The 26,320-nt window shown below is 49.9% G+C and carries 18 protein-coding genes; 15 read left to right on the top strand and 3 right to left on the bottom strand.

Annotated elements, in window-relative coordinates:
• Positions 1–33: 33 nt before the first annotated feature.
• From WH37_RS13095 to WH37_RS13045, 11 genes are all read left to right on the top strand, one after another.
• Positions 34–1,239: a glycoside hydrolase family 130 protein gene (locus tag WH37_RS13095; RefSeq protein WP_046231016.1), complete on the top strand. Its 1,206-nt coding sequence runs from the start codon at positions 34–36 to the stop codon at positions 1,237–1,239.
• Positions 1,240–1,372: 133 nt separating this feature from the next.
• Entirely contained in the window at positions 1,373–2,695 is a 1,323-nt protein-coding gene (locus tag WH37_RS13090; protein WP_046231015.1) for an ABC transporter substrate-binding protein, read from the top strand.
• Between the two features lie 128 nt (positions 2,696–2,823).
• Entirely contained in the window at positions 2,824–5,409 is a 2,586-nt protein-coding gene (locus tag WH37_RS13085) for a beta-mannosidase (RefSeq protein WP_046231014.1), read from the top strand.
• Between the two features lie 241 nt (positions 5,410–5,650).
• On the top strand, positions 5,651–7,963 hold the full coding sequence (locus WH37_RS13080; protein ID WP_046231013.1) for a glycoside hydrolase family 88/105 protein: 2,313 nt from the start codon (positions 5,651–5,653) through the stop codon (positions 7,961–7,963).
• Between the two features lie 208 nt (positions 7,964–8,171).
• A complete protein-coding gene (gene iolD / locus WH37_RS13075) occupies positions 8,172–10,037 on the top strand; it encodes a 3D-(3,5/4)-trihydroxycyclohexane-1,2-dione acylhydrolase (decyclizing) (protein WP_046231012.1) in 1,866 nt (621 codons plus the stop codon).
• Between the two features lie 42 nt (positions 10,038–10,079).
• Positions 10,080–10,982: a myo-inosose-2 dehydratase gene (gene iolE / locus WH37_RS13070; protein WP_046231011.1), complete on the top strand. Its 903-nt coding sequence runs from the start codon at positions 10,080–10,082 to the stop codon at positions 10,980–10,982.
• Between the two features lie 42 nt (positions 10,983–11,024).
• Positions 11,025–12,032 (top strand): 5-dehydro-2-deoxygluconokinase, encoded by a 1,008-nt coding sequence (iolC, locus tag WH37_RS13065; RefSeq protein WP_046231010.1) that lies wholly within the window; start codon positions 11,025–11,027, stop codon positions 12,030–12,032.
• Positions 12,033–12,059: 27 nt separating this feature from the next.
• On the top strand, positions 12,060–13,511 hold the full coding sequence (locus WH37_RS13060) for a CoA-acylating methylmalonate-semialdehyde dehydrogenase (protein WP_046231009.1): 1,452 nt from the start codon (positions 12,060–12,062) through the stop codon (positions 13,509–13,511).
• A gap of 54 nt (positions 13,512–13,565) precedes the next feature.
• Positions 13,566–14,591 carry an inositol 2-dehydrogenase gene (gene iolG / locus WH37_RS13055; protein ID WP_046231008.1) on the top strand — a complete coding sequence of 342 codons (1,026 nt, stop codon included), beginning with the start codon at positions 13,566–13,568 and terminating at the stop codon, positions 14,589–14,591.
• A 32-nt stretch (positions 14,592–14,623) separates the two neighbouring features.
• Positions 14,624–15,454, top strand: coding sequence for a 5-deoxy-glucuronate isomerase (gene iolB / locus WH37_RS13050; RefSeq protein WP_046231007.1), 831 nt, complete (start codon positions 14,624–14,626; stop codon positions 15,452–15,454).
• Between the two features lie 207 nt (positions 15,455–15,661).
• Positions 15,662–16,675, top strand: coding sequence for a LacI family DNA-binding transcriptional regulator (locus WH37_RS13045; protein WP_046231006.1), 1,014 nt, complete (start codon positions 15,662–15,664; stop codon positions 16,673–16,675).
• A gap of 22 nt (positions 16,676–16,697) precedes the next feature.
• Here WH37_RS13045 and WH37_RS13040 read toward each other — a convergent pair whose 3' ends face one another.
• The 3 genes from WH37_RS13040 to WH37_RS13030 are packed head-to-tail and all read right to left on the bottom strand — an operon-like array spanning position 16,698 to position 20,428.
• Positions 16,698–17,792 (bottom strand): GerAB/ArcD/ProY family transporter, encoded by a 1,095-nt coding sequence (locus WH37_RS13040; protein WP_046231005.1) that lies wholly within the window; start codon positions 17,790–17,792, stop codon positions 16,698–16,700.
• Positions 17,789–18,958, bottom strand: coding sequence for a Ger(x)C family spore germination protein (locus WH37_RS13035; protein WP_046231004.1), 1,170 nt, complete (start codon positions 18,956–18,958; stop codon positions 17,789–17,791). The genes WH37_RS13040 and WH37_RS13035 overlap by 4 nt, the downstream gene beginning before the upstream one ends.
• A gap of 30 nt (positions 18,959–18,988) precedes the next feature.
• Positions 18,989–20,428, bottom strand: a complete 1,440-nt coding sequence (locus WH37_RS13030) for a spore germination protein (RefSeq protein ID WP_046231003.1) — start codon at positions 20,426–20,428, stop codon at positions 18,989–18,991.
• 197 nt (positions 20,429–20,625) lie between these two features.
• Here WH37_RS13030 and WH37_RS13025 point away from each other — a divergent pair, with 197 nt between their 5' ends.
• From WH37_RS13025 to WH37_RS13010, 4 genes are all read left to right on the top strand, one after another.
• Positions 20,626–21,186 carry an NADPH-dependent FMN reductase gene (locus WH37_RS13025; RefSeq protein ID WP_046231002.1) on the top strand — a complete coding sequence of 187 codons (561 nt, stop codon included), beginning with the start codon at positions 20,626–20,628 and terminating at the stop codon, positions 21,184–21,186.
• A gap of 415 nt (positions 21,187–21,601) precedes the next feature.
• Positions 21,602–22,621, top strand: coding sequence for a helix-turn-helix domain-containing protein (locus WH37_RS36415; RefSeq protein ID WP_063838017.1), 1,020 nt, complete (start codon positions 21,602–21,604; stop codon positions 22,619–22,621).
• Positions 22,622–22,753: 132 nt separating this feature from the next.
• Complete coding sequence (locus WH37_RS13015; protein WP_046231001.1) at positions 22,754–24,565, top strand: ABC transporter ATP-binding protein; 1,812 nt, start codon at positions 22,754–22,756, stop codon at positions 24,563–24,565.
• Complete coding sequence (locus WH37_RS13010) at positions 24,562–26,307, top strand: ABC transporter ATP-binding protein (RefSeq protein ID WP_046231000.1); 1,746 nt, start codon at positions 24,562–24,564, stop codon at positions 26,305–26,307. Before WH37_RS13015 ends, WH37_RS13010 begins: the two co-directional genes overlap by 4 nt.
• Positions 26,308–26,320: the final 13 nt, after the last annotated feature.

The following is a 26,320-nucleotide window of genomic DNA, read 5'->3' as shown; positions in this document are numbered from 1 at the left end:
AATAAAATGGATATAAATCATTAGGAGGCTCTTATGAATCAATGGTTGGAACAGCTTAAAGTAATATCGGAACGGCATGAGCAGCTGCTTGATGCGCCTAATAAGCAAGCTCAGCAGTCCAATGGTGTATTTGCAAGATTTGAGCATCCCGTTATTACAAATGAGCATACGCCTCTATACTGGCGTTATGATTTGGACCCGGAGACAAATCCGTATTTAATGGAGCGGATCGGTGTTAATGCCGCCTTCAATCCGGGAGCCATTGAGCTGGATGGCAAGTTTTATTTGATGGTTCGCGTAGAAGGCGCAGACCGCAAATCCTTTTTCGCAGTTGCAGAAAGTGATTCTCCCGCAGAAGGCTTCCGCTTCTGGGATTATCCGGTACTGCTGCCGGAAACGGAAGATCCGGATATCAATGTGTATGATATGCGGCTTGTGAAGCATGAGGACGGCTGGATATACGGCTTGTTCTGCACCGAGCGTAAAGATCCGGAGGCACCAGCTGGCGATACGTCAAGCGCGGTTGCCCAAGGCGGCATTGCCCGCACGAAGGATTTGCGCACGTGGGAGAGACTGCCGGATCTTGCTTCGCCATCGCCTCAGCAGCGAAATGTCGTGCTGCATCCTGAATTTGTCGATGGCAAATATGCTTTTTATACACGCCCTCAGGACGGCTTTATTAATACCGGTGCAGGCGGCGGTATCGGCTGGGGCTTGTCGGAGAGCATGAATCCGGCTGTCATCGCCAAAGAAACAATCGTCGACAGCAAGCTTTACCACACGATTAAAGAAGTGAAAAATGGACAGGGGCCAGCGCCGCTTAAAACGACAGACGGCTGGCTGCATATTGCACATGGTGTGCGCAATACAGCGGCAGGTCTTCGTTATGTCCTGTATGCCTTCATGACGGATTTGAATGATCCGAGCAAGGTTACGTACGCACCGGGCGGACATTTGCTGGCGCCGGAAGGAATAGAGCGGATAGGCGATGTATCTAATGTCGTATTTTGTAATGGCGCAGTGCAGCTGCCTAACGGCGAAGTGTACATTTATTACGCGTCCTCCGATACAAGAGTCCATGCGGCTGTAACGAGTATCGACCAGCTTGTCGATTATGTGAAGCATACGCCGCCGGATCATCTGCGTTCCCGCGCAAGCGTTGAGCAGCGTACCGAGCTGATCAGCCGCAATCTCCAATTGATGGAGCAGGCGGAATATGCTTTTCTGCGCCGCAGCTAAGCAAACTAACAAAAGATGACGCTGTTAGCATAATTCATGACAATAAAAACAAAACAGCGTCATATTATTTTGTTTTCAGAGCGTATATGATTACGATGTAAGCGATACCAAATATCACTCAGGGGGTAACAAAATGAAAAAAAGCTTGGCTTTATCTTCCGCAATTTTATTGATGACTTCCATTCTCGCTGCCTGCGGCGGCAATAATGCACCAGCAGAAAGCGCTCCAGCAGCCTCAGCTTCCGCAAGTCCTAGCGATTCCGCTGCAAGCCCGGAGGCAAGCGCAGCTAGCGAGCTGAGCGGCAAAATTAAAGTTTTGACGCATCGTACCGATTTTCTCAACGATGGAACGCTAGATAAATACGCAGCAGCTTTTAAAGAAAAATATCCGAAAGCTGAAATTGAGTTTGAAGGTTTGACAAACTATGCAACAGACATTCAAGTTCGCCTAACAACTGGCGAAGCGGGCGACGTATTAATGATTCCGTCCGGACTTGCCGTTTCGGAATATCCGAAATATTTTGAGCCGCTGCCGGATGATTTTTTCACCAATACTTTTTTCGCTGACCTGACACTCTTCGATGGCAAACGTTACGGTTTGTCGACCGGCGTAAATACACAAGGGATCGTGTACAACAAAAAAGCTTTTGCAGCAGCAGGCATCGACAAAGTTCCAGCTACGCTTGATGAGCTTTATGCGGATGCGGAAAAGCTGAAAGCAGCTAATATCATCCCGCTGTATATGAACTATGGCGCACAATGGCCAATGGGCAACTGGGCTGACAACTCCGCATGGTACGTAGCAGGTGATCCACAGTTCGTATCCAAGCTCGTAACAGACGAGGCGCCATTCAAAGTGGACAACGCTTGGGGCATTCTTGCAAATATCGGCCGTACCTTCATTGAAAAAGGCTGGGTAGAGAAGGATTTGTCGACGAACAACTGGGAAATGTCGAAAGGCGAAATCGCATCGGGTAAAGCGGCTATGTACTTCCTTGGCAACTGGGTCATTCCACAAATCGTAGGCGCTGGCGCATCGTCAGACGACATTGGTTTCTTCCCGCTTCCGTATGACAATAGCGGCAAATACAATGCACCGCTTGGCTCGGATTATTTGGTTGCGGTAAGCAAAGACAGCAAAAATAAAGAGCTTGCTACAGCTTGGGTCAACTTCTTCGTGAAAGAGTCCGGTTATGTAGAGCAATCCGGTTTCATGCCAATCGACAAATCGGCACAATCGACGATTCCTCAATTGGCTGAGTTCCAAGCTGCTAATCCGACACTGCTCGAAAGCGAAGCTACAGATCCAAAATTCAATGAAATTGCCAACAAAGCGCAAATCGGCATCGGTACAGGCAACTATGTACAAGAGTACCTCGTAGCTGACGATCTGAAAGCAGCTTTCGACAAGCTGAATGCAAAATGGAAAGAAGCTAAAACAGCTTTGGGCTACTAATAGCAACAAGAGGAAATAACGATAAATTTACTAGCGGTAAAATGCATGGCAACCTTGCTTCGGCGGCTCAGTCTCCGGAGTAAGGTTTCATGTGTTTAGCTGACTTTTTTCATTTTCAGGAGGATACGATGAAAGAGCAATGGACCATTGGAAATTGGCGCTTTAAGGAACAAGAGCAGGGAGAGTGGCTACCCGCTGTCGTGCCAGGCTGTGTACATACGGATTTAATTCAAAATGGCAAGCTGACTAATCCTTTTTATGGAACAAATGAGAAGGACGCGCAGTGGGTGGACAAAAAAGATTGGGAATACGAATCGAGCTTTCAGCCTTCACCGGAGCAGCTTGCTGGGGCGAAGCAGGAGCTCGTATTCGAGGGGCTCGATACGTATGCGGATGTATATTTGAATGGCTCGCATATACTGGCTGCAGATAATATGTTCCGCACATGGAGAGTTGATGTTACGGACATAGTGACGGCTGGCGACAATCAGCTGCGTATTTTGTTCCGCTCGCCTATTAAAGAAGATTTGCCGAAGCTGGCTCAGCTTGGTTATGCGCTGCCAGCACCAAATGATCAATCAGAGGTCGGCGGACTTGACGATCAGAAAATTAGCGTATTTGCCCGCAAAGCGCCCTACCATTATGGCTGGGATTGGGGTCCGCGCTTCGTAACAAGCGGTATTTGGCGTCCTGTATATTTAGAAGGCTGGTCCTATGCCCGGATTACCGATGTATATATCCGTCAGGACGAGGTGCGGGCAGAGCTAGCGAAGCTTACAGCCGTCATTGAGCTCGAAGCCGATCGCGAGTGCGATGTCATGCTGAAGCTGGCATCATCTGATAATAGCATGTTCAGCGGTCACTCTGCTTCTTTAGCCGCAGGCAAGCAGACGATCGAAATTCCTTTTGAAGTCGAAAATCCGCGGCTGTGGTGGTGCAGAGGTCTTGGCAAGCCTGAGCTGTATACGTTCCAGATCGAATGCTGGCATAGCAATAACGAGGTGCGTTATGATTCCCATAAGGTTACGACGGGATTGCGGACGATCCGTCTCGTCAGGCAGCAGGGCGAAGTCGGTACTTCCTTTTATATGGAGCTTAATGGCGTACAGGTTTTCGCTAAAGGCGCGAATCATATTCCGAATGACAGCTTTACGACGAGAGTCGGCTACGACCGTTATAAACATGAAATCGTAAGCGCAGTGCAAGCGAATATGAACATGCTTCGCGTCTGGGGCGGGGGCTTTTACGAGGAAAAAGCCTTTTATGAGCTGTGTGACCAATATGGCTTGCTCGTGTGGCAGGATTTCATGTTTGCATGCAGCATGTATCCAGGTGACGAAGCGTTTCTGCGCAGCGTGCAGCTGGAAGCTGAGGATAACATTAAGCGGCTGCGCAATCATCCGTCAATTGCCCTATGGTGTGGCAATAATGAGATCGATACCGCATGGTCGCATTATATTCCAGATGGCGGCTGGGGCTGGAAAAAGGCGTACACGCAAGAACAGCAAAATAAATTATGGGCGGACTACGAGGCGATTTTCCATCGGATTTTGCCTGAAGCTGTAGCGTCCTTGTCGGCGGGCATTGATTATTGGCCTTCCTCACCAATGGTTGATCTGACTGGAGATCGGGCGCAGCACTCGGATGCGTCCTCGACTAGCGGAGATATTCATTACTGGGGCGTGTGGCATAATGTAGAGCCCTTTGAAAACTATAATCGCTACGTCGGGCGCTTCATGAGCGAATATGGCTTTCAGTCGTTCCCCGAGTACAAATCGGTGCGCAGCTATGCGGAAGAGGCGGATATGGAGCTGGAATCTACAGTCATGCTCGCCCATCAGAAAAATGGCGCCGGCAACCGTCTCATTAAGCAATATATGGAGATGTATATGTCCGAGCCGAAGGATTTCCCGGCGTTTTTGTACATGAGCCAAATTTTGCAGGCGGAAGCGATGAAAACGGCCATTGAAGCGCATCGCCGCCGCAAGCCGTATTGCATGGGCTCCTTGTATTGGCAGATGAATGATTGCTGGCCCGTTGCCTCTTGGGCGGGCATGGATTATTACGGGCGCTGGAAGGCGCTGCAATATTATGCAGCACGAAGCTTCGCAGACTGTCTGCTGTCGGTAGACGATCGCAAGGAAGAAGGGGAAATCAGCTTCCACATCGTTTCCGATCAGCTTGTGCCCGTACAAGGCCAGTTGCGCCTGCGTCTGTACAGCTTTAGCGGCGAGCTGCTAGGCGAGCAAAGTGCTCCTGTCCGCGTAAGAGCAAATGCTGCGGCTAATGTACTGACGCTTCAGCGCTTAGAGCTGCTCGGAGCTGCTGACACGGCTGCAAGCGTATTGCTGGCAGAGCTGCTGGATGAAACGGATGGCCGTACACTGGCAAGCGAGCTGCATTATTTTGAGCCAATGAAGGACATTACGCTAGCGCATGCCGAACTGAAAATAACAGAGTCCGAGCACAATGGCTGTACCCAGTGGGCGCTGGAGACGAATACGCTTGCCAAAGGCGTCTGGCTGACTTGCGAGCGTGAAGGCCGCTTCAGTGATAATTTCTTTGATTTGCTGCCAGGAACGGTTAAGACAGTAACGTTTATTCCGCATAATCTGGGAGATTTTAACGCAGTCGCAAGCACGGGCGTGGAAACGAAGGATAGCCGCGTTACGGCACGTTCGATGGTCGATTTCATTGTCCAGGCGAATCAATAAATAACTATTGAATTAAAAGAGGAACGCTTTTTTTAAAAAAGAGATGACAAGATGAAGCGCTTTCAGCTATACTGTTTGCATAAGGTTTAAATTTCAATGCTGCGTGATGTAGATGGCCAGTTGACTGGCGGTCGCAAGCGCGGTTCATTTTCACCAAGTTAAGCGCTATACCTAATCGCTTTTTCGTAAAATAGATTAACGGATAGCAAGCTGCGCTATGGAAAGGATTTGTGATCATTCGATGTCGATTTATTTTCAAGCAGAGGAAAGTGCACAGCATCGTTTTGGCGACAAAGATACCGCTATTTTGAAGCTGCTGGCCGACCGTTATGTCGGTGCGAACCCGCAGGCGGGATTTATTTTCCGCGCGTTTAACAAAAATGGCGTTTTGCAAAATGCAGAAGGGCTGTATGAGCTGGACCTTGCTTCGCGGTTTCCAGAGGCAAAAGCTGGGCAGCTGAGCTATGGGGCAGGGCTCGTATGGAGCGATGAGGAGCGCAGCTTGGATATTAACGTGCGCTGCCTTGGTCCTGTGAGGTTGTTTTTCAACGGTGAGCTAGTATTTCGATCGAATGTGATTGAGGAAATTAGCCCGGATGCGACGGTCAAGCTGAGTCTAGTATTTGCAAAGGGCTGGAACAGCTTATGGCTGTCGATGACTTGCACACCAGCAGGCTTCGGCTGTCAAATCGGCTCTGACGAGGCCAAGGTACGAATCATGAATGTTCGTGCACCGTTTGAGGAGCGTTATGGGCAGGCGGGATGGATTTTCTCGCAGCCGGTTGATGCAACGCCTGAGGCAGGCAAGCGGGTGGAATTGGCGCAGCCGGATTTAATGGGATCGCAGCAGCAGGAGCCGGGGCTGGGCTGGCTGCCTATCATCGATTGGACGGAGGAGGAGCGCAGTCGCGGCCAGTTGGAACGGATTTTTGGCCAACAGCCTGGCAAAGTCGCATATGCCTGGACAACATTATATCAGCCGCTGCCTGGGAAACAGGCCATCGTGCTGGAAGGCGAGTCCTCGGGCGAGCTTACCTTGTGGCTGGAAGGACAACAGGTAGGTGAGAGCACAGCGGCAGGACCGTTTCGAATCGAGCTCGTGCTGGAAGCAGGCAAGCATAATTTCGTAGCACGCAGCGTGTGCGGCGAGCAGTCTTGGGGCTTTGAGCTGACGGCTGCTAACGCCAATGATGGCAGCGCTGTCAAACTAAGCTCGCCGCAGCAAGTACATGGGTCGGGAGAAGGACAATGGTTTTATGTCGGGCCATTTGTAGCAGGGGCGGCTAGTCCCGCTTGGGAGCAGCTTGTTCGCACCGATCAACTTTATTCGCTTAACAAGGAATCGGAGCTTGTTCAGCAGGGACAGTCTTTGCACACCTACTGGCAGCTCGACCGGCCGAACACCTGGGTACGTCCTTATTACGAAAATGCCATGCTAAGCAATAAATGGACAGTGGGTACGGTATCCAATTATGCACGGTGGGATTATCCGCTTGGCGTCACGATATACGGCTTGCTGCAAACGGGACGTTTTCTGGAGCGTCCAGATATCGTCAGCTATGCGGCTCAGCATGTGGAGGCATGTACGGAGATGTACGACTACTCCTTCTGGGATCGTGAGCAATATGGTTTCCCAGCGATTAATCAGCAGCTCGTCATGATGAAAATGCTCGATAATTGCGGCTCTTTCGGCTCGGCTATGCTGGAGTCAAGGCAAGGGCTGGCTACTGCTAACGTAGAGCCAATTGCCGAGCGCATCGCCGATTTTATGCTAAATAAGCTGGAACGCAAGCCCGATGGCGCGTTTTATCGAACCTGCGAGGGCGAATATGCCGCCAATACGATGTGGGCCGATGATTTGTACATGAGTACGCCATTTCTCTGCCGCTATGCTCGCTTAACGGGCAATCGGGAGGCGCTGGATGAAGCGGCGAAGCAGTTTTTGCGCTTCAAAAGCTATTTGTTTATGCCAGATGAGAAGCTGATGTCCCATGTGTATGATTTTAAATATGACAGGGCGACAGGCATTCCTTGGGGACGGGGCAATGGCTGGACGATTTTTTCACTGACAGAAGTGCTGGAAGCTTTGCCGCAGACGCATGAGCTGCGCGATGAGCTGCTGGACTTCTTTAATGAGCTATGCGAAGGCTATGCCGCTCGTCAATCGGATCGCGGGTTGTGGCATCAGGTAGTCAATCGTCCGGATACTTATTTGGAGGCTTCCTGCACGGCGATGTTTGCCTACGGCTTCGCTCGGGGCGTTCGCTTCGGCTGGGTGAAGCAGCCAGCGGCCATCATGAATGCGGCGTTCCGCGCATGGGACGGCTTGACACGTTACGCCATTGACCGCCAAGGCAATGTGCATGGCGTATGCAGCGGCTCGCGCTACGCTTTCACAGCGGATTATTATGATCAGGATTTGCGGACGGTTGTCAACGACAATCACGGCATAGGCATTATGATGCTCGCTGGCACAGAAGTTGCCAAGCTTAAGCGGCATTTGCAAACGCAAACCGAAAAAACAGGTCAGGATGCAAGTAAAACGAACTCGTAAAGCTGACATAAAAAAATCTAGCATAAAAAACTTGTCAGCAGCTCCATGTTGTAGTAGCCTATGGGTGAAGCGCTTAATCTAAAACATTAGGCGCCATTCCTCTGGTAAGTTAAGCGCTTAATCCAAAGCATAAACATAGTTCCCGCAAGCTTGCTATAAACTTGATGAAAGTGTTCAGATTATAGATTTACGATAGGAGGAAATGGGTATGACGACGATTCGACTGACGATGGCGCAAGCGCTGCTGCGGTTTCTGGATCAGCAATACATTTCGGTTGATGGTGAGGAAACGAAGTTCGTTGAAGGAGTATTCGGCATCTTCGGTCATGGCAATGTGACCGGCATGGGAGAGGCGCTGGAAAGAAGCGCAGGCAGCTTAACCTTTATTCAGGGGAAAAATGAACAGGGCATGGTGCATACAGCAGCAGCCTTCGCCAAGCAGCGTAACCGCAAGCAGATCTATGCTTGCACGACCTCGATTGGCCCAGGTGCGCTGAACATGGTAACGGCAGCGGCAACAGCGACCGTTAATCGCATTCCGGTGCTGCTGCTGCCCGGCGATAACTTCGCTTCGCGCCAGCCTGACCCGGTGCTTCAACAGCTTGAGGTCAGCAGCGACTACACCCTTTCGGCTACGGATTCCTTCAAGGCCGTCAGCCGCTACTGGGACCGCATCGTTCGTCCAGAGCAGCTGATTACCGCAGCTCTGCAGGCGATGCGCGTGCTCACAGATCCGGCAGAGACTGGAGCGGTCACGCTCGCGCTGCCGCAGGATGTTCAGGCGGAAGCTTATGACTATCCAGAAAGCTTCTTCACAAAACGCGTGCATTATGTTGACCGCCGCGAACCGACGAAGGATGCGGTAGCCCGTGCAGCAGAGCGCATTGCAGCGAGCAAGCATCCGCTTATCGTAGCCGGAGGCGGCGTCTTGTATGCGTCAGCAACTTCTGAGCTGCGAGCATTCGCCGAAGCTTTCGGCATTCCAGTTACGGAAACACAGGCCGGAAAAAGCGCATTCGATTGGCGCCATCCGCTGTATGCAGGAGCCATTGGCGTCACAGGCGCGCTGGCAGCGAATGAATGGGCCAAACAGGCTGATCTGGTTATTGGCGTCGGCACACGCTACTCTGATTTCACAACCGCATCCAAGTCCGCATACGCGAACCCGGATGTACAGTTTATCAACATTAACTTAAATAGCGCAGACGCGGCGAAGCTGGGCGGGGAAGCGGTAATTGCCGATGCTCGCACGGGTTTGCAAGCGCTGCAAAATGCGCTGCAAGCAGCGAATTACAAAAGTAGCTACACCGATGCGGGATTGGCGCAGCGCAAAGCGGCGTGGGATGCAGAGGTTGATCGCCTTTACGAGGAAGAGCATGAAGACGGCTTCTCCCAAACTCGGGCACTTGGCGTTATTAATGAAACGATTGATTCGTCTTCCGTCGTCGTTGGCGCTGCTGGAAGCCTTCCCGGTGATTTACATCGCTTATGGCGCTCGACCGAGCCGAAAACGTATCATATGGAATATGGTTTTTCCTGCATGGGCTACGAAGTCAGCGGCGCTTTCGGAGCGGCACTCGCCGAGCCGCAGCGCGAGGTGTACGCCATGGTCGGCGATGGCAGCTACTTGATGATGCATTCCGAGCTGGTGACGAGCTTGCAGGAGCAGCGCAAGTTTACGATTTTGCTTTTTGACAATCATGGGTTCCAGTGCATTCATAATTTGCAGCGCGAGCATGGCAGCGATGGCTTCGGCAATGAGTTTCGCTACCGTGAAGCGAGCACAGGCAGATACACGGGACAGCCGCTGCCGATTGATTTTGCCGCCCATGCCCGCAGTCTTGGGGCAAGTGCTTACAAAGCAACAAATGCGGAGGAGCTACGTGTTGCTTTGCTGCAGGCGAAACAGGAGGAGCGCACAACGCTGATCGAAATTAGCGTATTGCCGGGCACGAACTCTGGCGGCTATGAATCCTGGTGGCATGTTGGCGTTCCTGCTGTATCAGAAAGCGACAAAGTGCTCAAGGCACATGAAGCGATGCAGGCAAAGCTCAGCAAGGCGAAGCAGCTGTAACAGGTTGATCCTATTTTTTTGAATAAGGAGCTGGGGTAAGCAATGAAGCCATTTACATTTTCACTCGGCATTCACCCGATTAACTGGGTGGGCGAGGATGTGCGGGAGCATGGGGCGGATACGACCTATGAACAGATTTTGGATGATATTCAGCGGCTGGGGCTGACCGGAACGGAAATGGGGCGCAAATACCCGGCAGACACCGCCGTATTGCGCGAGGAATTGGGTAAGCGAGGCATTCAGCTCGTGTCCCAATGGAAATCGGTGCTGTTCTCCGATCCCGCATACCGCGAGGCCGAGCTTGAAAGCTACCGAAAGCATGCCGAATTTCTGCAAAGCATGGGGAGCAAGGTGATCAGCACGGCTGAGGTTGGCGGCTCGCTGCATTTTGATCCGCGCCGTACGCCGAATGAGACGGAAGTGCTTCGGCTGGATGAAGCGGGCTGGCAGTCGCTGGCGACAGGCCTTAATGCTGCGGGGAAAATAGCGGCTGAATACGGCTTAAAACTGGCTTACCATCATCATGGCGGAACCGTAGTTGAGCAGCCGGAAGAAATCGACAAGCTGATGGAGCTGACGGACCCGGCTTATGTGCATCTATTGTTTGATACAGGTCATGCCTATTATGGCGGAGCGAATCCGCTGGATGTGCTGAATAAACACTATGACCGCATTGCATATATTCATTTGAAAGATATTCGCCAGTCTGTACTCGATGAAGCCCGTTCCGAGCAGGCCGATTTCGTCACTTGTATTCGCAAAGGCGTATTTACGGTGCCGGGTGACGGCTGCCTTGATTTTGCGCCAGTCCTTCAGGAGCTCACGGCTCGCGGCTATGACGGCTGGGCAATGCTCGAAGGCGAGCAGGACCCTGCGACTCATAATCCGTATGAATATGCGAAGGAAGCGATTCTTCACTTAACCTCATTAAATAAATCGCAATAAATATTTTATACCATTAAATAATTTTAGGAGGTGGGCCCTCGGATGTCTTATATCACATATAACGCAGCAAAGCCGCTGGATTTTACGGCTATTGGCCGCTTGTGCATCGATCTGAATGCGAATGAAATTAATCGCCCGATGGAAGAGACCATGACGTTTACCAAATACGTTGGAGGCTCTCCGGCGAATATTGCGATTGGCATGTCCCGTCTGGGGATGAAAACGTCGTTTATCGGCAAGGTTGCCAATGACCAGATGGGCCGTTTTATTACGACGTATTTGGAAAATAATCAAATTGCCACTTCAGGCGTCGTTACAGATGACAGCGGTGCAGTGACAGGTCTTGCTTTTACTGAAATTAAAAGCCCATCGGAATGCAGCATCTTGATGTATCGCGACAATGTCGCTGACCTGAAGCTTAAGCCGCAGGAGGTTCGCGAAGAGCTGATTGCTAATTCCAAAATGCTCCTTATCTCGGGTACGGCGCTGGCACAAAGCCCTTCACGCGAAGCGGTGTTCCTGGCGATCGATTATGCCCGCAAACATGGCGTCGTTATTGCATTTGATCTTGACTACCGTCCATATACGTGGAGCTCGCCGGAGGAAACGGCTATCTATTACAACCTAGCTGCTGAAAAATGCGATATTATTATGGGTACTAGAGAAGAATTTGACAATATGGAAACATTCGAGCCTAATCCGGAGCGTGATGATCATGTGACCGCAGCGAAATGGTTTAATTATTCCGCGCAAATTGTCATTATCAAGCATGGCAAGGACGGCTCCATTGCGTATACGAAGGATGGCGCTTCGCACCGGGCCAAGAGCTTCCCGGCCAAAGTCATTAAAACGTTTGGAGCAGGCGATTCCTACGCCGCAGGCTTTTTGTACGGCAGCATGCAGGGCTGGTCGATTGAGAAAAGCATGGAGTTCGGCAGTGCCGCTGCATGTATCGTCATTTCCAGTCACAGCTGCTCCGACGCCATGCCGTCCGCCGAGCAGGTTCAAGACTATATCGACCGCTGCAACCGCGGTGAAATCATCGTTTAACTTAAAAAAAGAGAGGATTGAGTGGATATGACAGCAACATTAAGCAATTGGATTGGCGGAAAATGGGTAGCATCGGGATCGGGGCAGACAGAAGCGGTTTACAATCCGGCAACGGAGGAGGTGCTGGCTTATGTACCGCTATCTTCGAACGAAGATGTGGAGCAGGCTGTAGCCAATTCGAAAGAAGCCTTTGCTTCCTGGAGTCGTACGCCTGTACCTAAACGGGCACGTGTGTTGTTCAAATACCAGCAGCTGCTCGTTGATCATTGGGAAGAGCTTGCACAGCTGGTGACAAAAGAAAACGGCAAAAGTTACGCCGAAGCTTACGGCGAAGTGCTGCGCGGCATTGAATGCGTTGAATTCGCGGCGGGTGCGCCCAATTTAATGATGGGCAAGCAGCTTCCTGACATTGCTACAGGACTAGAATCCGGCATGTACCGCTATCCGATTGGCGTCATCGGCGGCATAACGCCGTTTAACTTCCCTATGATGGTGCCGTGCTGGATGTTCCCGCTTGCGATCGCCTGTGGCAATACGTTTGTGCTTAAACCATCGGAGCGGACGCCGCTGCTCGCGAATCGCCTTGCCGAGCTGTTCCAGGAAGCGGGTCTTCCGGATGGCGTGCTGAACATCGTTCATGGTGCGCATGACGTCGTTAACGGTTTGCTGAAGCATCCCGATGTTAAAGGTATTTCCTTCGTTGGCTCGCAGCCGGTTGCGGAGTATGTATATCGCACGGGAACGGCGGAAGGCAAACGTGTCCAAGCGCTCGCTGGCGCAAAAAATCATTCCATCGTCATGCCGGATGCTGATCTCGATCTGACGGTCAAAGAAATTACGAACGCTGCCTTCGGCTCGGCAGGCGAACGCTGCATGGCCTGCGCTGTTGTCGTCGCAGTCGGCGACGTGGCTGACAAGCTCGTAGAAAAACTGCTGCAAACGGCCGATTCTCTGACGATAGGCAACGGCTTGGAGTCAGGTGTCTTCCTCGGTCCGGTCATTCGCGGACCGCATAAAGAGCGGACGCTTCGCTATATTGAAATCGGCGAACAGGAAGGGGCACAGCTGCTGCGCGATGGTCGCAAAGATGCTGCGGCAGCTGCAGATGCGAAGGGCTATTTTGTCGGCCCAACCTTGTTTGATGGCGTGCAGAAGGAAATGACGATCTGGAAAGATGAGATTTTTGCTCCAGTGCTGGCGATTGCACGAGTGGCAACGCTGGAAGAAGCGATTGAGCTTGCGAATGCGTCAGAGTTTGCAAATGGCGCCTGCCTGTTCACGAAGGATGGCAGCAACGTCCGTACATTCCGCGAAACGATTGAAGCGGGCATGCTCGGAGTCAATCTTGGTGTTCCAGCGCCTATGGCGTTCTTCCCTTTCTCCGGCTGGAAAAAATCGTTCTACGGCGATCTGCATGCCAACGGCACAGATGGCGTCGAATTTTATACGCGCAAAAAAATGGTAACAGCTCGTTGGTAGCCTAACGGTCAGCTAATCGGATAACGGATAATCGCATAAAGGAGAACGATCAAAATGGTACAAAAAATTAAAATCGGCATTATCGGCGCAGGCCGCATCGGAAAAATCCATGCCGACAACTTGCTGCGGCTCCCACAAGTGGAAATTGTCGCAATCAGCGATTTGTTCGCAAACGCGGAGCTGGAGGCATGGGCCGCTGAACGCGGTATCGCGACCGTTACGAAAGACAGCGCTGCGCTTATCGCAGACCCTGAAATCAACGCCATTTTTATTTGCTCTTCAACAGATACACATGTACCGCTCATTAAACAGGCCGCCGAAGCTGGCAAGCATATTTTTTGCGAAAAACCAGTCAGCATGACGCTTTCGCAAACAGAGGAAGCGGTAGAAGCGGTACAGAAAGCAGGCGTAAAGCTGCAAATCGGCTTTAACCGCCGCTTTGACCATAACTTTAAACGGATTCGCGAGCATGTAGAGCAGGGGACGATTGGCGAGACGCATATTGTGAAAATTACGTCGCGTGATCCGAACCCGCCGCATAAAGATTACATCAAGGTGTCCGGCGGCATGTTTATGGATATGATGATTCACGATTTTGATATGGCAAGATTTTTGGCAGGTAGCGAGGTTGAAGAGGTTTTTGCGCAAGGCAATGTTCTCATCGATCCCGTATTCGCCGAATGCGATGATCTCGATACTGCGATTGTGACGCTGCGCTTTCAAAACGGCGCGCTTGGCGTAATCGACAATAGCCGTCAGGCCGTATATGGTTACGATCAGCGGGTCGAAGTATTTGGCTCCAAGGGCAGCGCTGCTGCAACGAATGATCACCCGAATACAGCGGAAATCAGCACCGCAGAAGGTATTGTACGAGATAAGCCGCTGCACTTTTTCTTAGAACGTTACAACGCTGCTTATGTAGAGGAAACCGAGTTGTTTATTGAAGCGCTGCTGCAGGATAAGAAAGTAAAGGTCGATGGCTACGATGCGCTGCAGGCTGAGCGGATTGCAAGAGCGGCGAAGCTGTCAGTGAAGCTTAGACGACCTGTGAAGCTAAGCGAGCTTCATGAGCTGACGTAAGTAGACGGATACAGGAAAGGTTGTGTGCGCAAATGTCAGAATTAATCGTAAAACCAAGCGCTGCTCCGGGCGAGCAGGGCGAGCTTATGAATATAACACCGCAAAGCGCAGGGTGGGAGTATGTCGGTTTTCGCGTCGTTCATCTAGAGCCGGGCGAGCAGCTTAAGCAGAATACGGGTGAAAATGAAGTATGCCTCGTGCTGCTGAGCGGACGAGCGGATGTACACACGCAGAAAGATAAATGGAGCAGCATTGGCCAGCGTATGAGCGTATTTGAGAAAATTCCGCCATTTTCGGTTTATGTGCCCAATGACGATTTTTATCACATTGAGGCGGTAACTGCACTGGATATCGCCATTTGCTCCGCTCCTGGCCAAGGCCAGCATCAGGCAAGACTCATTGCCCCGGATGCTGTAGGTGTAGAACAGCGTGGATATGGCAATTTGGAGCGTCAAATCCATAACATTTTACCAGAAACGGCGCCGGCGGACAGCTTGCTTGTTGTCGAAGTATTTACACCAAGCGGACACTGGTCCAGCTACCCGCCGCATAAGCATGACCAGGATGCGCTGCCGAATGAATCGCTGCTGGAGGAAACGTATTATTTTCGCGTAGAGCCTGAGCAGGGCTTTGCCATTCAACGTGTGTACACGGATGACCGTTCGCTTGATGAGACACTCGTCATCCGCAATGGGGAAGCGGTTCTTGTGCCGCGAGGCTACCATCCGGTAAGTGCGCCGCCGGGCTATGAGGTGTATTATTTGAACGTTATGGCTGGTCCTACGCGCATTTGGAAATTTCATAATGATCCGGACCATGCCTGGATTATGACGAAGCCAGCTGAGGAAACGGCAAAAGCCTAGGCCTCTGTCTCCCGCTAACTAACCTAGTGCTGCCAATCAGCTTAGAAAGCAACGCCGTTTAACACGACAACAGACATAGCAGAAACCAGCTTTCGCTTCGCGGAGGCTGGTTTCTATCACTTTACGCCAATTACACCAATTTCATTGCAAGATGACATACTGTGATACATAATAAATCTACCAGTCCAAAAGTAACGGAGGTCGTTTATGAAAGCTACCATCTATGATATCGCAAGGGAAGCGGGCGTCTCGATTGCGACGGTCTCCCAAGTCATTAACGGCAAGGGCAAAATCAGCGAAGAGCGGCGCAATGAAGTGATGCGTATTATGGAGCGGCTTAACTACCAGCCGAGTGTAATCGCTTCCGCGCTTACCGGGAAACGAACGTTTACGCTTGGCTTGCTCGTTCCAGACATATCCAACCCCTTTTTCGCCGAAATTGCCCGCGCCGTTGAGGATCAGAGCCGCCGATTAGGCTACAGCCTCGTCATATGCAGCACCGACAATAAAGACGAGCGAGTAGAGCGCTATCTGTCGCTGCTGCGGCAAAAAAGCGTGGACGGCATCATTATCGGTACCGGAATCGATAACGAAGACATTATTAAGCCGCTGCTGACGCAGTCCATTGCTATAGCGCTAATTGCGCGGGACATGCCTGCTCTGGCTGTGCATACGGTCGTCGTGGAGGATTTTAAAGGCGGAGCGCTTGGCGCTGAGCATTTGCTGAAGGAAGGGCATCACCGGGTCGCGGTGCTTGCTGAGCATCCAAAGGTTAGCAGCAGCCGCGAGCGGGTACGAGGCTTCAAAAGCGTCGTCGAGGCCGCTGGGTTACCATGGTCAGAGGAATCCGTCAAATCATGCGACTACACGCTGGAGGATGGCAAGCGCAAGGCGCTAGAGCTGTTAAAGCTGACGGAGCGGCCAACCGCCTTGTTCTGTTGTAATGAGCTGCTCGCCATCGGCGCGCTGCAAGCGGCGAAGGAGCTTAAGCTGCGAATCCCGCGCGATGTATCGGTTATAGGCTTTGATAATACGATTTTGGCCTCGGTGAGTGATCCGCCGCTGACGACCATTGCACAACCTATTGAAGCAATGGGGAAAAAGGTTGTTGATCTGCTGGTAGAAGCGTTACAGGACAAATCAGCTGCGGCAAAAGCAGAGCGCATCGTTCTGGAGCCCGAGCTGATCATTAGACAATCTACAAGCTCCATTCAAGTATAACATTTGACCAAGGGTGAACCGCTCAAGAGGAAGAGCGGCTCACTTTGCTTTTGACCACGGCCCAAATAAATAGGAAAGTCATGAAGCCGCCTTCAATAATGAGCGATACGAGCGGAAACCAATAGCTTAAATAGCGATCAACCATATAGCTTTCGTTACTGTACGGGAACATCGGGCTCAGGATAAAGATGATGCCGAACACATACACCCATGGTTTATGGGACTTTGTCCCGAGCCACTGCGCGGTTCCTTCCGTAACCGCGTAATACAGGGTAGAGATAGTAATAAATGAGCCGGAAATGAAGATGAGCAGCAGCAGCACCTCAATTCTCTCGAAAATTAGAAACTGGGTAATTCTCGACAGGATATAGATTGGATTTTCAAAATGCCCGGCCATTACTGGCCCCATCACCACTATGCTGTACAATAAATAAAGCGTCATAACCGAAGTGCCCAGCACAACGGCGTAAACCTTCATTTTTAAAATGCCCGATTGTTTTTTAATATGCGGCATCAGCATCCCCATCATAATGCAAATACCAAACCAGCTGCCGGGATAGATGGCACCTTGTATGGCTGGAAGCATGCCGTTCTCAAAGGGAGGGAGCAGGAATTGCAGCTGGATATAGGGAATGGAGCTGGTGAATAAAACAACCGAGGTTAACAAAATAATGAAGCCAATAATTTGGCTCAGTCTTGCAATCGCCTCAATGCCCTTTACGGCAGCAAGTCCAGCACATATCGTCATCGATATCGAGAAGACAAGGCGAGGCGTCTCAGGCATTAGCGTCCGTGATAAAAAATCGCTATAAATCCACATCGCGGTAACCATCACGCAGAGAAAAAACAGTAGGAAAATGAGGCCTACAACTTTGCCCGCTTTTCCCAATATAGAGCGTGTATATTGAATTAACGATTGTCCGGCGTACATTCTGCCCAGCCGATAAAGAAGAACAGCGACATAAATATCGATTATCGCGCCCAAAGCCATCGACAGCCACAAGTCCTGCTTAACTTTAGCAATCAGTTGGCTCGGAACCGAGAAAAACGTGAGTGAGGTAATCGATACAAATATGATGAAAAAGAATTGACTTGCAGAAATTAGACTCTTTTTCACTGTACATCATCCTTTTTTATATTGCTGTCAATTAGCAAGCCGGATTTTATAATCTCAATCGAAATGCTGCTCTGCACATTAATCTGGGCAAGCTTATTGTTCCAGTCGCCCTTCAGTGTTTTCCAGCTTTTTGGGGCTTTGCGATGGATAGCTTCTCCAAAACCGATAGCGTCGCTCTTGTAGGAGCGATAGAGCTTATATACGGTTTTCTCTATAGTTTCCGAAATTGCGTTGCTCAGCTCTGTTTCAAGTAAATCTGTCGTCTGCTTCTCCGTCAAATCCAGCTTCTCCGTGGACGTCTTGATGGTAGCTTGGGTGCGCATACGAACTTTCATTTGCAGCTGTCCATTTTCATAAACAGGCTTCATCGCAATATGAATGTTCTTCAATTCAAACATGACCGATTTAATATCCTTGGTAGAAACCTCAAACATGCCCAGTGAAGATTGTTGAGTAAGCCAGCTTATAATTTGAGCCTCCTCGCTCGTCAGCCAGCCTACCAACTTAGTATTGCGAAAAACAGCAAGGTCCTTTATCTCCATAATCATGTCCTTAGAGCTAGGCTTACTGACCTGGATCAGCCCAGGCACTGCTGCCTGAAAGCTCGACTGCTCCAATCTGGGCAAAAATTGATACAGCTGAATGCCGCCGCTTGTCGGCTTGTAGGTTTTATTTTTAAAATAAGCTTTCCATTCCTCGGCAGCAACGGCTTGCAGTTCTTTGGAGTCAGACAGCACTTCCGGGATAGATTGCTTCGATACCATAACCCAGCAGTTGAAGTTCTGATTCGGCTCGCGCCAGAAAAAATCCATCATATCGTCCAAACCTTGTCTGGCTAGACGTTCTCCGATGAGAAGCACCTTCGTCTGGGAAAAAAAGAGGCTTTTCTTCGCTTGCTTGCGAATGGTCTCGAGTGCGTCTTCAACCGTTAAGCCGTTTGCCGTATACATAGCAATGGCTCTGCGCTGCTGTCCACCGCCGCCAGCGGCAACCGGAAGCGTCGGATTAACGAGTTGGACGCTAACTTCCAGCTGTCCTTGCTTATTCACATCCAGGCCAATAGCTGAAACAACGGTTAATTGGTCGAAGTTTATTTGGCTCCAGCATCCGCTGAGCAAAAGCATTAGGCTGAGAATAACAGCATATTTGCTAAGGTGGAAAAACACATGGTAGTCCCCCTTTATTAGACATCTGTATTATCGTTTTTTGCGGAGTGTAAACCAAGGAACACGGAATATTGCTTTCTCGGCTTCTTTTTTCTTGAATGGAGCGAATGGCGACAAATAGGGCAGGCCAACCGATTGCATGGAGGCAAGCTGAATTCCCAGCATGAATAGCCCAATAATAATGCCGTAAAGCCCTAGCAGCGAAGCGAGCAGCAGCATGAAAAATCGCAGAATCCGAATCGTTCCCGACAGAGAAATCGAAGGAATCGTGAACGAGGCAATCGCTGTACCAGCAACAATTATTACGGACGGCGAAGAGATGATACCTGCTTGTACCGCGGATTCGCCAATAACGAGCGCTCCAACAATACTGATGGCAGATCCGATAGACCGCGGCATGCGAATGCTGGCCTCACGCAAGCCCTCGAAAATAATTTCCATAACCAGCGCCTCCATTAATACAGGAAAAGGAACGCCATCGCGTGATGACAAAATACTGCTCAGCAGCTGTGGGGGAACCATTTCCGGATGGTAGGTCAGAATGCCGACATAGGTGGAAGGCAGCAGCAATGTAATGAAAAAACCGGCATAACGAATCCACCGAATGAAGGTAGCTACAGGGTAAGCCAAATATAAATCTTCCGTCGTCTTGAGCAAATGAAACAGCGTACAAGGCAGGGCGAGCACGAATGGAGTGCCATCGACCACAATGGCCACACGCCCATCCAATATAATGCCAGCCACATCATCTGGCCGCTCTGTACTGTACACCGTCGGAAAAAAGGAAGTCGGGCTGTCCTTAATAATTTCCTCAATATAATGGGATTCCAATACCGCATCGATATCTATCGACTGAAGCCGTTTGCGTATTTCGTCAACGGTTTCCTTGTCTGCCCGGTCATGAACGTAGACCATCGCTATTTTGGTATGCGACAGATTGCCAACCGTCAGCGTCTCCACACGAAAAGCCTTGTCACGAATACGCCTGCGAATGAGCGAAATGTTAACGCTTAAAGATTCCACGAAACCATCTCGCGGCCCGCGGATGACACTGGACGAAGCTGGTTCATCAATGCTGCGGGTTTCAAGGCCTTGCGTATTGACAGCAATGGCTCCTTCGCTGTCCTCTACTAAAATAATCGTCCAGCCGCTAACAAGCAAAGGCACGCATTCATCAGAGGTATTGACCATTTTCACATGATTCGCTGTTAGTATATAGCTGCAAAGCAGCTCATGAGGAGGCTCGCTTTGATGAAGAAGCTTGAGCTGCTGGGTTCCTGAAATAAGTGGCGAAATGACATCGGCATTTAAATTTTGTTTGCTTACGAGTCCATCAATCCAAACGACGGAGGCTGGAATACGTTCTTCGCCGATCAAGCAATTTCTAGTTGATAGATCTGAGCTGTTGCCAAGCTCGGACACTAGCTCATTATAAAGGTCGCGCGTCGTGTTTACCTTGCTATCGGGCATTATGCTGCAGCTCCTTTTGTTAAAGCTTGTCATGTGCCTACGTATCACATATTTATTGTGGCTAAAATTGGCTATATTATACGATGAACGAAGAGCGTAATTTGAATGGAAAGCTAGTCAATATTTTGGAAAGCAAGTAAAATGGTATTTAAGTTAAGGATCGAATCAAGCGTTACGGAGAAAAGGGGCTTATTAAAATGACAAAAACAATTGGATTAATCGTAGGAAGCTTGCGGAAAGCTTCATATAATCGAATGGTGGCGCAAACGCTGAGTGAGCTGGATGCTTCTATTGCATTCAAGTGGATTGAGCTAAAGGAGCTTCCCTTGTTTAACGAAGATTTGGAGGCAGGAGATGGACCAGAAGCCGTACAGGTGTTCAAGGCCGCTATTCAAGCAGTAGACGGCGTTATTATTGTGTCGCCAGAGTACAATTCCGGCATTCCGGGCGTGCTCAAAAATGCGATTGACTGGGCGTCCAGACCATCCCGCAGCTCTGTGCTGCGTAGAAAACCATTTGGGCTAATTGGCGCAACGCCTGGTGGCATGGGTACCGTTCATGCCCAGCTTCAAACCCGGCATATCCTGGAGTCCGTTCAGGCGCAGGTGCTTCCTTTTCAAAAGCTGCTTATATCACAAGTGCACACGAAAGTAGATGCGGAGCAGCATCGCCTAACGGATGAGAAGACAAAGGAATATTTGCAAGCATATTTGCAAAAGTTTGTGCATTGGATCGATCATGTGCCTACCTTAGATTAAGGGGAGAGAGGAGGGGCACCTTGCATCAGGTACGGCGGATGGTGGCGTGCTGACTCACAGTCTGAGCAGCCTTGCGCTGCTTAATCGTACTTATTTAAAGAAGGTGTGGGGAAAAAGCACCGAGCAAATTTTAAGCTTTTCGATACAGCCAGCTGGACTTAAACAGTAAGGGAGCATTCACCTATATTTAAGCATGGGGTTTCCTGATCTTGTGCAGGCTCTTGATCCGCAAAATTTAGTACCACTTCTTAGCGCCGTAGAAAGCTTGGATACGCTGCTTGAAAGCCATCTTCGTGAACAAGGAGTAGCTATCCGGAATTTTCACTCGCTGGAGGAGTTTGAAGCTTTCCTTAAGCAAATACTGAAATAACAACTATGGAAGTTAGTCAGCAGCCGTGGGGGAGGAGCCCAATGAATGGAATCATCACAAGCAGAAAGATGGTATGAAATCGCCAATACGGTTAATCGAAACTGTGCTTTAGCGGATAATTTAAATCAGCTGTATCGCTCCAGTTCCTTAGAACAAAGGATACATATGCCGGAAGAGCTCGGGCGCGGATACTGGCAGCTCAATCAGATTCATTCGTCCATGGAGCTTGTCTTATGTGATGCCTCATTCTATAGAGAGACGACTTTGCAAAGCCTGGAACGGGACAACAGTTTAAAACTAAGTTTTTGTCTAGGGGAGAGCCTCCACTGGAATGTAGAAGGACTTGGAAAAGAATATCAACTTGAACATGGGGAAGTTTCGGCATTTGGTTATCTTCCTACGAACAGCAGCTGCCAGTTTAACGTCGATCAGCATATTCGTGGGGTGACTCTCAAATTGGATCGCCTAACGGAGATTGGCGCTTTACAGCAGCTGCCACTGCATAAAATTTCATCCGTTTTGACAGAAAAGCGTGAGCCTTTTCATCATTCCTCCATGACACCGGAGATGAAGCGAATTACGCAAGATATTTTTCACTGCAATTATCAAGGTGCTGTTAAACATCTTTATTTAAGCGGGAAGGTGCTTGAGCTGCTTGCCGTTTATTTCAATGAAGTGATTTTGCAAAAGCAATCCCAGCCACGCTTGTCTGGATTATCCCGCACTGATATCGACAGCCTGCACCGCGCCAAACAAATTGTGGATTCGCAATTGGTAACGCCTCCAAGCTTGGAAGCGCTGAGCAAGCTCGTTTGCTTGAATGAATTTAAACTCAAAAAAGGCTTCAAGCTGTTATTTGGCCTGCCCGTTCATGCTTATATTATTGATCGAAGACTAGACGAGGCCTATCGTTTGCTTGAGGAAGGGAAGCTTAACATTACCGCAGCGGCGGCAGCCGTTGGATTCAGCAAAGCGAGTCATTTTTCAGAACAATTCAAGCGAAAATACGGAATCAACCCCTCTGAATATTTCAAGTCCTCTCCGCTGCAGGGCAACCGCCGCTAAAAATCCGGTTTTGGATCCTATTGCTCCCGATTTGGGTATCCGGCCAAAGCAGACATATGCGATATTAGCTTATATCTCACGCTTTTTGTATGAGAATGATTTTTAATATCAATGATGTTAGGACGGAGTGAAATGAATACGAAATCAGAAGTGTCAGGCTTGATTCAAATCGCTGGCGAGCGGAAAGGACTATTAATAACGGCCAGTATTTTCTCGACCCTTTCGAGCCTGCTGCAAATTATACCGTTTATTGCGGTATATAAAATCGTGCAGGAGTTGCTCATTCATGCACAGCAGCCGGTAAATATGAACAAAGAGCTGCTCATCGATTGGGGAATCGTCGCTTTTATCTCATTGCTTGCCATGTTGGCCGCGATGTATGTCGGGGGAATGTGCTCGCATATTGCAGCTTTCAACATTCTTTATGAGCTTCGGATACGGCTTGCAGAGCATGTGGCGAAAGTGCCGATGGGGTACCATACGAAAACGGCAACTGGCGAGCTCAAGAAGATCATTGAGGTTAGCGTTGAAAAGATTGAAAAGTTTATTGCCCATCAGCTGCCCGATCTTATCAGCGCACTCGTCATTCCCGTTGTGTTAATCGGCTATTTGTTTTGGCTTGATTACCGAATGGCACTTGTACTGATGCTCCCCATTGGTGCAGGTTTGTGGCTGCAAACCCGGTTGTTCGGCAGTGAAGCTGGCAGGGAGGCGTACCGCGAATTTCAGTATGCGATTGAAGAGATGAATGCAACGGGGGTAGAGTATGTTCGGGGAATGCCTGCTGTTAAAGTGTTCGGCATCACCGCGGATTCGTTTCTGACGTTCAAGCAAGCTGTTATGAAATACCGTGATGTTTCTTTGAAAATTACGGACATTTGCAAGACGTCGTACAGCCTCTTTTTCGTCATCATAATTTCGCTGTTTACGTTCGTCGTGCCTATCGGCATTTTACTGTTCAGCAGCCAAGCCGGCAGCCAGTCCTTCGCTATTACGTTTATTTTGTTTCTCATCGTTACGCCGAGCCTGTCGGTACCGCTGCTGAAGCTAATGCATCTAGGAAGCAGCCTGCGCGAAATTGTCGAGGGACATAAGCGGATTGAGGCTGTATTTGCGGAAAAGGTCGTTGTGGAGCCGGCTTCGCCCCGAGTGCCCCATCATTATGACATTGCCTTTCAAGACGTTACCTTCGCTTATGAGCAAAAGGAAAGCAAAGATTTTAAGCCTGTCCTGCAAAAAGTTAATTTTGTAGCGCATGCAGGTGAGCTCACTGCCCTTGTAGGACCATCAGGCGGAGGGAAATCAACCATTGCGAGCTTGCTGCTGCGATTTTGGGAGGTACAGGAGGGTGTCATTACGATTGGCGGTATTCCCATTCGCGATATAGGAACAGACAAGCTGATGGAGCTGGTATCCTTCGTTTTTCAGGATGTTCACCTCTTTTACGATACGATTGAGGAAAATATTCGGATGGGCAACACGTCTGCGACCAGGGATGAAGTGCTAACAGCTGCAAAAACGGCATGCTGCCATGAATTTATCGAAAAACTGGACCAAGGCTATGACACCAAAATTGGACAAGGCGGAACGTATTTGTCCGGCGGTGAGGCTCAGCGCATTGCGATTGCCAGAGCCTTGCTTAAACGCGCCCCGATACTCGTACTCGATGAAGCAACAGCCTATGCGGATGCTGAAAATGAATACAACATCCAGCAAGGCATCGCCCAACTGGTGAAAGGTAAAACCGTCATCATTATCGCCCATCGTCTTTCCACCATCCGTTCAGCGGAGCAGATCCTCGTCGTCAAGCAGGGCAGCATTGTCGAGCAAGGCACACATGAGCAGCTGCGCAGGGAGCAGGGGCTGTATGAGCAGATGTGGCAGGCTCATCAAAGCGCTGCCTCATGGAAATTGGGTGTTAGAGGAGGCGAGCCTCACCTGTGAAAAACTATCTTTATAACATTTCCGGCGGTTCGCCGAGAAGCTTATGGCCGTCCGCTATTGCCGCTATTTTGGATGGAATCGCTAAAATCATTCCGGCGGCGCTGCTTGTCGATCTTTTTAATACGATTTATGTGTCATTTGCGCATCCAGAGATTGGCCTGAATACGAATCGTATGTGGGTCGTGTGCTTGATCCTGTTCGCTTGGCTGCTGGTAGAATATGCAGCTTACGCTTCCCTTTACGATAAAACATACCTTGCGGCTTACAGCCTCTCTGCAACGGGCCGATTAAAGCTGGCAGAGCATATTCGACATCTATCGCTCGGTTTTTTCGGCAAACGGGATCCCGGTGATTTGACGAATCTTATTTTGAGCGATTATGGACAGGTGGAGCATACAATCTCTCACAATGTGCCGCAGCTCATTAGCGCTGTCGTGCTTCCCATTATGGCGCTAACCGGGCTTATTTGGCTGGACTTTCGAATGGCGCTGGTGATGTTTATCGCCGTTCCTCTAGGGGTTCTGTTACTGTGGCTGACGGATACGATTCAAGCCCGGCTTAGTGAAAATCATGTGCAAGCTAAAAATGAGGCCGCCAGCCGTCTTCAGGAATATTTAACGGGCATTCGTGAAATTAAAGCTCATAATATGAGCGGCAAACGCTTCGAGCGGCTGCGCCTTTCTTTTGACCGTCTAAAACAGGCATCTATCCGGCTGGAAGCCATTATGGGACCGATGATTATGGGTGCGATGCTGCTTACCCGTTCGGGAATGACGCTAATGATTTGGACCGGCAGCTATTTGCTCGTCGGCGGGAGCTTGTCTCTTCCAGTCTTTCTGCTGTTTCTGCTCGTTGGAACAAAAATCTTTGAGCCCTTGACGATTGTGCTTATGAATTACGGAGAAATGCGTTATTCCGCATATAGTGCCCAGCGAATTATGGATGTTCAGCAGGAGCAGACGATGGAGGGGAGCGCAGATGTAACAGCGGCTCATCCCAGCATTATTTTTGACCAGGTGACCTTCGGGTATGAGGCGCAGACGCCTGTGCTCAGCGGCGTATCATTTACCATTAAGCCCAAAACGATTACGGCGCTCGTTGGTGCATCGGGGAGCGGTAAAAGCACAGTTACCCGTCTAATTGCGAGGTTTTGGGACATTCAGGCGGGGACGATTTACATTGGCGATCAATCAATCCGTACGATTGCTCCCGAAAAACTGCTGCAGCACATTTCTATCGTTTTTCAGGATGTTTATTTGTTTCAGGATACGATCGGAAATAACATTCGAATTGGCAAAATGGATGCTACTCAAGCGGAGATTGAAGCAGCGGCGAAGCGTGCATGCTGTCATGACTTTATATCCGGGCTTCCGCAGGGCTACAATACGCCTGTTGGGGAAGGCGGCTCGACGCTTTCAGGCGGTGAAAAACAGCGGATATCGATTGCACGCGCGCTGCTGAAGAACGCTTCTATTATTTTATTGGATGAGGCTACAGCTTCTCTTGATCCTGAAAATGAAGCGGCTGTCCAGCAAGCGATTAACGCGCTGGTAGCGGATAAAACGGTGATTTTGATCGCCCATCGCCTAAAGACGATTCAAAACGCAGATAACATTATCGTGCTTGATCAAGGGCGATTGGTCGAGGAAGGAACGCATGACAAGCTGCTGAACGGGCAGGGCATCTACTCCCGTCTGTGGCATTTGCAGCAGCAGGCCGAAGGCTGGCAGGTTAAAACTTAAGCTAAGCCATTAA

The organism is Paenibacillus algorifonticola, from assembly GCF_000971975.1.
Taxonomy (GTDB): domain Bacteria; phylum Bacillota; class Bacilli; order Paenibacillales; family Paenibacillaceae; genus Pristimantibacillus; species Pristimantibacillus algorifonticola.
The sequence above is the reverse complement of the archived record's forward strand: the minus strand, read 5'-3'. Positions and strand labels throughout refer to the sequence as shown.